Genomic DNA, 8,063 nt, shown 5'->3' on the forward strand with positions numbered 1-8,063 from the left:
AAAAGGATTTTAAACATATAGACTTTAGAAATAAATATATGGAAAAAGCATTTGATGATGCCCTTATGATAACTTTAGAAAGAGATGATGTTGATGATATAAAGGCTAGTTCATATAAATTTTTTAAAGCTACTTTAGACAACAAGATTGTTGAGTATAAACTTGAAGAAAAAGAGGATGTAGAGCATCAAAGAAATATTGAACTGTTTTGGTAAAATCACAACAAATATAAATGAAAAGGAAGTGATAAAAATGAAATCATATATACCAAATTATACTTACGATTTTCCTATACAAATCCCAAGAGGGGATAAAAGATATATATTAACATATGTAAGACAAATGATAAGTGAGTTTGTTTATGATATGGGAAACCTTGAAAATAATCCATTTACCTTTCCTGAAGTACAAACATTATTAGATGGAATAACAGTAGGTGGTCATAAATTAAGTGATCAAAACCAAATATTAAATATAAAAGCGTCTTGGGATCATATGATTGGTCTAAGTGTAAAAGAAGATATAAACATAAATAAAGATACAATATGCTCAATTCATAATATAGTAGCAAAAGATGAAGCATTAATAGTAGGTGATTTTAGAAATGGAAATATTGGAATAGCAGGGACGACTGAGTATAAGTGTATAGATGCATCTAAACTAAATGATACATTTGAAAATGATATAAACATAATAAATAATATAAATAACCCTCTAGAAAAAGCAATAATACTAAACTTATGGTTATCATATTGCCAATTCTTCTACGATGGTAATAAGAGGACTTCAAGATTAACAAGTAATTTAATTCTTTTAGGCAATGATATAGGCGTATTATCTATTTCAGCTAGAAACAAGCAAGAATACAACACATTAATGCTAGAGTTTTATGAAACTCTTAATGCAGATAGTATTATTAAGTTTTTAGTAGAAAAGTGCGTTACTTATTTTAGCGGATATAACTATAAGACATATAGTGAAATTATGAATTAATAATAATGGGGAGATAGAATATGAGTGAATTTGATTTTAAAGAAGATGAATTAGAAGAGGCATCTTTAGAAATTTTAGCAAGAGGGAAACTTTGTTTCCCTCAAAAACCCCCGGGGGTGCAAATTTTGACGTTTTGTAATTATTCAATAAAGTCACGAGTAATAAGGCAGAGAAATCTGTCTTTTTTAATACGACAAATTAGGGATTTATTTTTTATTAAATAAAATAGGACAGAAAAGAGCAGAAAAAATACCTTTACTAGTCTTTACTAGTATTTAAAAAAAGTATTTATAGTATTTAATAGTATTTAGGCATATCTTAAAGTGTTGGAATTACTAATAAAATTCAATGTAAATACGACAGGAGGGAACTTTAATGCGACACATGGGAACCTTAAGTACGACAGGAGGGAACTTTAAATACGACACATGGGAACCTTATATGCGACAGGAGGGAACTTTAAATGCGACACATGGGAACCTTATAAAACGCAAGTATTGAAAAGTTGACGTAATTATATTTTTATATTAAATTATAAATAGATTTAATAGTAACAGTTGGGTGGAGGTATGGGAATGGACACAAATGAAAAAAATATAGTTATGAAAAATAATATAATTATAAAAGCTAAATATAATATATCTACATTAGAAAATAGGATATTTCTAATGTTATTATACAAATTACAAAAAAATAATGATGATGTAATCAAGTGTGAAATATCTCATGAAGAATTTAAGACTATAATAAAGAAGAAGCAGACTAGTTCTATAGATTCAATCTCCAATCTATTAGTTAATTTAAGAAAACAGAGTATTTATTTTAGAGATGAAGAAGGATGGGGGGAATATGGATTTATAAACGGTTTTAAGTATATAAAATCTAGGAAAACTTTTAAAATTGAAGCATCTAAAGAGATCCATACTTACATTAGAAACTATTTAGAGATTGGATATACACCTGTTAACTTATCAATATTTTTTGGACTTATAAATCCAAATGCTCAAAGATTCTATGATTTATTGAGGTTATGGAGTGGAACGAAGTCAATTATAAATTACAAGATAGATGATCTTAAAGAGCTTTTAATGATTGAAGATAAGTATGATAGGTACAATGATTTTAAAAGAAGAGTTATACTTCCAGCTATAAAAGAGCTTAATGAAACAGGATATTTTGAGATAGATATAAAAGAAAATAAAGTAGGTAGAAAAGTTGATTCTATAGACTTTATCGTAAAAGATCTGGATAAAAGGAAGTATTTTACCAAGGATGAGACTATAAAAGAAATACCAAGTGAAGTAATTGAATCAGTTGCAGTTACTGCGGATAATGTTATTATTCATGATAAAGAAGAGGAAATTTTCAAACCTAAATTTAGTGCTACTGAAGAAAATACAAATGAGTCAAAAAAATGTGATTTTGAGCCTTTTGTTCCTGATGAAAGCCTGTTTACCAAAGGTACTTTAAGAAGTTTTAAATTGGACTTTAAAGGAATTGATTTTAAGAATCAATACATGGAGAAAGCTTTTAATGATGCTGTAATGGTAACTCTTGATAGAGATGATGTAGAGACTATTAAAGCGACTTCATACAAGTTCTTCAAGGGTACTTTGGATAATAAGATTGTTGAGTATAAAATTGAGGAAAAAGAGGATATCGAGCATAAAAAAAATATTGAAATGTTTTGGTAAGTATTATGTAAATTGTAGGTAGTGCACGTTTTATGCACAAAAAGTGTGAAAAAAATGTGTATACAAACACATTGTGTTTGTATATAATAAAAATATAATATGTTAACTTCTAATCAACATATTATATTAATCTATGATGTGCTTGCTTTGTCAGAGAAGTGAAGTGCGGAGATTTTATCAACGGTTTCTTGTATTTAGCCGTTTCTGACTAGAAGTTTTTAACTTCGAACAAAAAATACATTCCAATGAAATGTGAAAGCATCTAACTTTTGTTAGATGCTTTTTTTGGTTTTTTAGCTTTATTCTTTTCCATTTCTTCAATTGAAACTATATCAAATACATCTTGATCCTTGATGTATATATTATCATCTCTAACAAAAAAGCTTTCTGGATAGTGAGTTTTATCTTGTGCTAAGCTTAGATGCATATATTTTCCATTTTCATCTTTAAAAAACATATAGTCGCATTTTAAATTAGTTTTTAAACTTACATTTGAAGCATCAAAATCTAAAATAACTTTCTCCAATAATAACTTATCTATATTATGAAAATAGATGACTCTATCATCTATTTTATTATCAAAATGAGCACTGCTTTTTATTGAGTTGTATGTAATATTCCCTTGTAATACATTATTAAAAATTCTATTCTTTTTATTACGTCTAGTATCAAGTTGTGGTAAATCAGTTAAATAGTGAAATCCAATTAGATGATAAAAATTATCTTTTTTGAATTGAACTTGAAAAGTTTTCGTATTCCCATCTTTAGTATCTATAGTTATAATGAAGTCTTTGCCTAGTAACTTCTCATAACTTTTAGCTGCCAAGATAAGAGGATCTATATCTATTGCCATAGCAATCACCCCTATATCATAAATTTAAAGTTGAATAATTGATATAATATTTAATATATCATATTTAATATTATACAATAAGTTAGTAGCCACTTTTGGGATATTAGTAAAAGTGGCTACTATTTTTAAACATTAATTTTATATCTTTCTTTTAGATTATTTAATCTACTATAATCTACATACTTATCTTTTTGCAATCTTCCAACTACAATTCCAGGATGTATTTTAATCTTTTTTGCAAATTGACAAATTTCATACTCTGAGAAATTTGATATAGCTACAAAAGACTTATAATCATCTGTAGGTATTAGAATTTCTTGAGCAAATAAATCTGCATCTTCTTCTAAGCTTTTATCTATTTTCTCCATCTTATTTGAATTAAAACTAATTAAAGTTAGCTTATGCTTCTCTTGCAACACATGTCTGATCTCGTGGAATAAAGAGAACCAGAATGTATCTGCAAAACTTCTTCTATCATTTAGAGCCAGTATAACCTTATTGTTATTAACCCATGTTACAGCTCCATTAATACCAGAATTTTTTAGATGAGGTAGTAGCACAAAGCTAACACCGCATTCGCTAAATATTTCTTTTAGCCTAGGTAAAAATACACCTGGACTTTGTAGTGTCATTTCTCTAATTTCAGGGATGTATTTTTCTAATTTAGATTTACTAAATTGATCAACTTCCATATCTTTACCTATGTTTATAGCTGTTTGAAGCCAAGCTTTTGAATTAACTATATTTTTCTCATTTAAAGACTCAGAGCATGATCTATAGTTAACTAATAAGTCTTGTCTTAGTAAAATACTTAGTTTAGATATTTTGAAATATGCACATAAATTTTTTATCTTTTCTAATGCATCTCTAGTATTTTCAACAAAGCCTAAATTAACAAAATATTTATAATCAATTAGCTTTAAGAGTTTCTTTTCTGAGTCTAATTGTATTTCTTTTTCTATTTCTAAATATTTTATATCATAAGTTTGCTGTAAATTTAACCACATTTCAGTGCTAGTACCAAACATAGTTGATAATTGAAGAGCAACATCATTAGATAAGTTTATTTTACCGTTGATTAGTTTGCTAACTGTTTTTCCAGATACACCTAATCTTTTTGCAAATTCATCCTGAGATATTTCCATATCTTCTATCATGTCTTTTATATAATATCCTGGATGAAACGCAATTAAGCTTTTATATTCTATTTTATTCATAATGATTTGTCACCTCCAGTGCTAAAATGATTTTAGTACTTTTAAATATTTTATTTTCATCTGTTGTATCCCATCTATTCTTTGAATTGTCTAAAGGAACTATTATTAATCTATATCCTAATCGCTTGCCTAAATCAATGGCATAACTACCTTTTCGATCACCTTTTAGTGCGTGAAGTCTATACATAGGCATGTTTTTGATATCCATTAAACATGTAGAGTTATCTATAAAGTTTATTGTACTATGCAACTTCTCAGCAACTTGTTTATTAAGTTTTTTCTGAGCTGCTGTGTAGTTAGTACATTGTTTTTCAACGGCTTTATTATCATAAATTATATCCATAATAAAATTCTCATATTCCTCTTTAGTATTTTTTTTACCTTTTAGGTAAAATTATTTTATCTTAATTATAGTGTATTCTAAGAAATAAATAAAGTTACATTTTGTATATATTAAGTGATAAAATAGAGATTAAGAAAGAAGAAATACAAGAGTTAAGTAATGGAATTAGTTAAATGAGTAAGTTGAGCTTTAAAACAATATAAGTAAATATATGTAATAACTTAATGATATAATGGAATTAAAGGCGGTGAACTAATGAAGAAGCCAAATTATGAAGATTTTATAATGAAAAGAGCAATGGACATATTTGCAGAAGAAGGTCTTAAGTTCTTTGGAATAGATAAAAAAGTAAAAGAGAATGGTCCAACGGAATTGGTTGTTTTAGAAAGTAAGAATATGTATATGGATTATACATTCTTAATGGAAGATGATAGCTATATACATTTTGAGTTTCAGACAACTGACAAGGGACTAGATGATCTAATGAGGTTTAGAACTTATGAAGCCTTACTTAATCATCAAACTAAAAAGGAAGTTATCACATATGTTGTTTATTCTGGTGATATCAAAAATCCAATTAGTGAATATAATTGTGGTATAAACACTTATAAAGTAAATGCTATATCTATGGTTAATGAAGATGGAGATAAAGTATTTGATGAAATAATAGAGAAGCTATCTAGCGGGAATGATATAGATATTAAAGATATAATAAAGCTTACATTTACACCAGTTATGGGTGGTAAAATGAATAAGAGTGAAAAGATATTAAAGGCTATAAAGTTAAGTAAAGAAATAACAAGTCCATATAAAAGGGATATGGAATCTATTTTATATGCTTTTGCTAATAAATTTTTAAGTGGTAAAGATTTAGAAAAAGTAAAGGAGGAGTTAAGAGTGACTGAAATAGGAAAGAGCCTTATTGAAGAAGGTAAAGAAGAAGGAATAAATGAAGGTAAGAAAGATAAAGCTATAGAAATAGCTAAGAAGGCTATTTTAAAAGGAATGGATAATGATACGATAAAAGATCTTACTGATTTATCTATTGATGAAATTGAAGCAATAAGACACGTAATATAGTTAAGATAGGTGTTAATAATGAATGAGATAGGAAAGATCCTTATTGAAGAAGCGAAAAGAGAAAAAACTATAGAGATAGCTAGGAATTTATTAGAGGTCTTAACAATAGAGATGATAGCTAATAAGACTGGTCTGACTGTAGAAGAAGTAAAATCATTAGAAGATGAATCTAAATAAATTATAGATAGAGGGCATTGCCCTCTATTTTTATGTATTTTTATATATTCGACAAACTTTGAGAAATAAATTAAAATAGTTTATATAGAAAATAAAAAATAAATAGAGATTTCTAAGTATAATATGTTGGTATATCTTAGATTAAAGCTATTATTTTATTTTAAAAAGTCAAGTTTGAGCCGACAAACTTGACTATTTTGGCTTCAACTTATAATATAAAAATACATTAACAGAACTTTAGATTGAAAATAAAAGCATAATTAGCTATATTTAAATAAAACGATAATAAGCAATATAACAAATTTGATAAAATATATATAAACATAGGAAGTGATAACATGGAAAGATTACGACCTCTCAATGACTTCATATTTAAAAAGTTATTTGGGGAGCCAGAGAGCAAAGAGAACTTAAGAGCATTTCTTAACGCGCTTTTATACAATAACATAGGAAACATAAGGGAAATTGAAATTATAAAAGATAAAGAACTTACAACAGATGAAATAATTAATAAAACAGGAATAATAGATGTACTGGCTAAAATAGAAGATGGAACACGTATAAATATTGAAGTTCAATTGACAGATCAAAAAAATATGGATAAAAGAACATTATTTTATTGGTCAAGAATTTACAATAGAGGAATAATAAAAGGCGAAGATTATAGTAATTTAAATAAAGTAATAACTATAAACATACTAGATTTTAACTTTATAGATTTAGATAAATTCCATACAGAATTTACTCTAAGAGAAAGTGAACACAATGATTACAAGCTAACTGATGTATTAGAAATTCACTTTATAGAAATGCCTAAATTCAAAAAGCTAAGTAACAAAGACCTAGAAAATGATAGACTTCAAAGATGGTTAATGTTTTTAAGAAATGATATTTCAGATAGTGAATTGGAGGAGCTTATAGATATGGATAATGATATAAAAAAGGCAGAAGAAAGATTAGAATATTTAAGCAGTGACCCTCAAACTATGGAGATATATTGGGAGAGAGAAAGAGCACTGTATGAGAGAGCTAATCTGATTAGCACAGGTGAACATAATGAAAAAGTAAGCACAATACTACGCTCACATAAGTTAGGTTTTACAGTAGAGCAAATAGCTCAAATAGTTGAATTAAAAGAAGATCAAGTAATTGATATTCTATCAAAAAATAATTCAGTTCATAAAAACTAATATAATAGGTGAATATATGTATTTAGCTATAAAAGAAGTTAAACCTATAGAGAATTACAAATTAATATTAACCTTTGAAAACAATGAAGTTAAAAAATTTGATATGAACCCATATTTAGATAAAGGTATTTTTCAAGAATTAAAAAATGAAAATATATTTAATGCAGTTAAAGTTAGTTTTGATTCAATTAAGTGGCCTAATGAAGCAGACATTGATCCAGAAACATTATATGAAGATAGTGTTTCATATACAAGTTAGATAAGGAGTTTAGGTAAATTAATTTATCTCAGCTCCTTATTGTGTATATTAAAGAAAGGGGAGAAATACTAAATGCAACATTTACAAGAAAAAATATTAGAAAGAGCTAACCAACTTAAAGGGGTACCTGTGTTTTTTCCGAAATTTTTGATCAAACTACCTTTAATCTAAGTAATATCAACGGTTTTGTAACTAATACTTATGACACTATTTAATGACACAGGTGAATATATTGATATTACTAGGTAGTACTTACT

The 8,063-nt window shown here is 27.0% G+C and carries 11 protein-coding genes; 8 read left to right on the forward strand and 3 right to left on the reverse strand.

The features are described 5' to 3' along the window. The 4 genes from ACRC03_RS03210 to ACRC03_RS03225 form a co-directional block, all read left to right on the forward strand. A partial coding sequence (locus ACRC03_RS03210; protein WP_438651108.1) for a hypothetical protein occupies positions 1-215 on the forward strand: 215 nt, incomplete at its 5' end. Between the two features lie 37 nt (positions 216-252). Beyond that, positions 253-993 carry a Fic family protein gene (locus tag ACRC03_RS03215; protein WP_438651109.1) on the forward strand — a complete coding sequence of 247 codons (741 nt, stop codon included), beginning with the start codon at positions 253-255 and terminating at the stop codon, positions 991-993. Between the two features lie 20 nt (positions 994-1,013). Further along, positions 1,014-1,217: a hypothetical protein gene (locus tag ACRC03_RS03220; RefSeq protein WP_438651110.1), complete on the forward strand. Its 204-nt coding sequence runs from the start codon at positions 1,014-1,016 to the stop codon at positions 1,215-1,217. 351 nt (positions 1,218-1,568) lie between these two features. Continuing rightward, positions 1,569-2,687 carry a replication initiation protein gene (locus ACRC03_RS03225; RefSeq protein ID WP_438651111.1) on the forward strand — a complete coding sequence of 373 codons (1,119 nt, stop codon included), beginning with the start codon at positions 1,569-1,571 and terminating at the stop codon, positions 2,685-2,687. A gap of 262 nt (positions 2,688-2,949) precedes the next feature. Here ACRC03_RS03225 and ACRC03_RS03230 read toward each other — a convergent pair whose 3' ends face one another. The 3 genes from ACRC03_RS03230 to ACRC03_RS03240 form a co-directional block, all read right to left on the reverse strand. Next, entirely contained in the window at positions 2,950-3,540 is a 591-nt protein-coding gene (locus ACRC03_RS03230; protein WP_438651112.1) for a PBECR4 domain-containing protein, read from the reverse strand. A gap of 125 nt (positions 3,541-3,665) precedes the next feature. After that, a complete protein-coding gene (locus ACRC03_RS03235) occupies positions 3,666-4,757 on the reverse strand; it encodes a HigA family addiction module antitoxin (protein ID WP_438651113.1) in 1,092 nt (363 codons plus the stop codon). After that, on the reverse strand, positions 4,750-5,100 hold the full coding sequence (locus tag ACRC03_RS03240) for a hypothetical protein (RefSeq protein ID WP_438651114.1): 351 nt from the start codon (positions 5,098-5,100) through the stop codon (positions 4,750-4,752). Before ACRC03_RS03240 ends, ACRC03_RS03235 begins: the two co-directional genes overlap by 8 nt. A gap of 255 nt (positions 5,101-5,355) precedes the next feature. Here ACRC03_RS03240 and ACRC03_RS03245 point away from each other — a divergent pair, with 255 nt between their 5' ends. The 4 genes from ACRC03_RS03245 to ACRC03_RS03260 all read left to right on the forward strand — a co-directional run bounded on the left by ACRC03_RS03245 (position 5,356) and on the right by ACRC03_RS03260 (position 7,806). Then, positions 5,356-6,180, forward strand: a complete 825-nt coding sequence (locus ACRC03_RS03245; RefSeq protein WP_438651115.1) for a hypothetical protein — start codon at positions 5,356-5,358, stop codon at positions 6,178-6,180. 18 nt (positions 6,181-6,198) lie between these two features. Continuing rightward, on the forward strand, positions 6,199-6,357 hold the full coding sequence (locus ACRC03_RS03250; protein ID WP_438651116.1) for a hypothetical protein: 159 nt from the start codon (positions 6,199-6,201) through the stop codon (positions 6,355-6,357). A 338-nt stretch (positions 6,358-6,695) separates the two neighbouring features. Next, positions 6,696-7,547: an Rpn family recombination-promoting nuclease/putative transposase gene (locus ACRC03_RS03255; protein ID WP_438651117.1), complete on the forward strand. Its 852-nt coding sequence runs from the start codon at positions 6,696-6,698 to the stop codon at positions 7,545-7,547. Positions 7,548-7,563: 16 nt separating this feature from the next. Then, positions 7,564-7,806, forward strand: coding sequence for a DUF2442 domain-containing protein (locus ACRC03_RS03260; protein ID WP_438651118.1), 243 nt, complete (start codon positions 7,564-7,566; stop codon positions 7,804-7,806). Positions 7,807-8,063 lie beyond the last annotated feature (257 nt).

Source organism: Romboutsia sp. (genome assembly GCF_051659545.1).
Taxonomy (GTDB): domain Bacteria; phylum Bacillota; class Clostridia; order Peptostreptococcales; family Peptostreptococcaceae; genus JBOFOR01.

Excerpts from the sequence above, each read along its gene's own strand:
- ACRC03_RS03215 (WP_438651109.1), top strand. The coding sequence starts at position 253 with ATGAAATCATATATACCAAATTATACTTACGATTTTCCTATACAAATC.
- ACRC03_RS03220 (WP_438651110.1), top strand. The coding sequence starts at position 1,014 with ATGAGTGAATTTGATTTTAAAGAAGATGAATTAGAAGAGGCATCTTTA.
- ACRC03_RS03225 (WP_438651111.1), top strand. The coding sequence starts at position 1,569 with ATGGACACAAATGAAAAAAATATAGTTATGAAAAATAATATAATTATA.
- ACRC03_RS03230 (WP_438651112.1), bottom strand. The coding sequence starts at position 3,540 with ATGGCAATAGATATAGATCCTCTTATCTTGGCAGCTAAAAGTTATGAG.
- ACRC03_RS03235 (WP_438651113.1), bottom strand. The coding sequence starts at position 4,757 with ATGAATAAAATAGAATATAAAAGCTTAATTGCGTTTCATCCAGGATAT.
- ACRC03_RS03240 (WP_438651114.1), bottom strand. The coding sequence starts at position 5,100 with ATGGATATAATTTATGATAATAAAGCCGTTGAAAAACAATGTACTAAC.
- ACRC03_RS03245 (WP_438651115.1), top strand. The coding sequence starts at position 5,356 with ATGAAGAAGCCAAATTATGAAGATTTTATAATGAAAAGAGCAATGGAC.
- ACRC03_RS03250 (WP_438651116.1), top strand. The coding sequence starts at position 6,199 with ATGAATGAGATAGGAAAGATCCTTATTGAAGAAGCGAAAAGAGAAAAA.
- ACRC03_RS03255 (WP_438651117.1), top strand. The coding sequence starts at position 6,696 with ATGGAAAGATTACGACCTCTCAATGACTTCATATTTAAAAAGTTATTT.
- ACRC03_RS03260 (WP_438651118.1), top strand. The coding sequence starts at position 7,564 with ATGTATTTAGCTATAAAAGAAGTTAAACCTATAGAGAATTACAAATTA.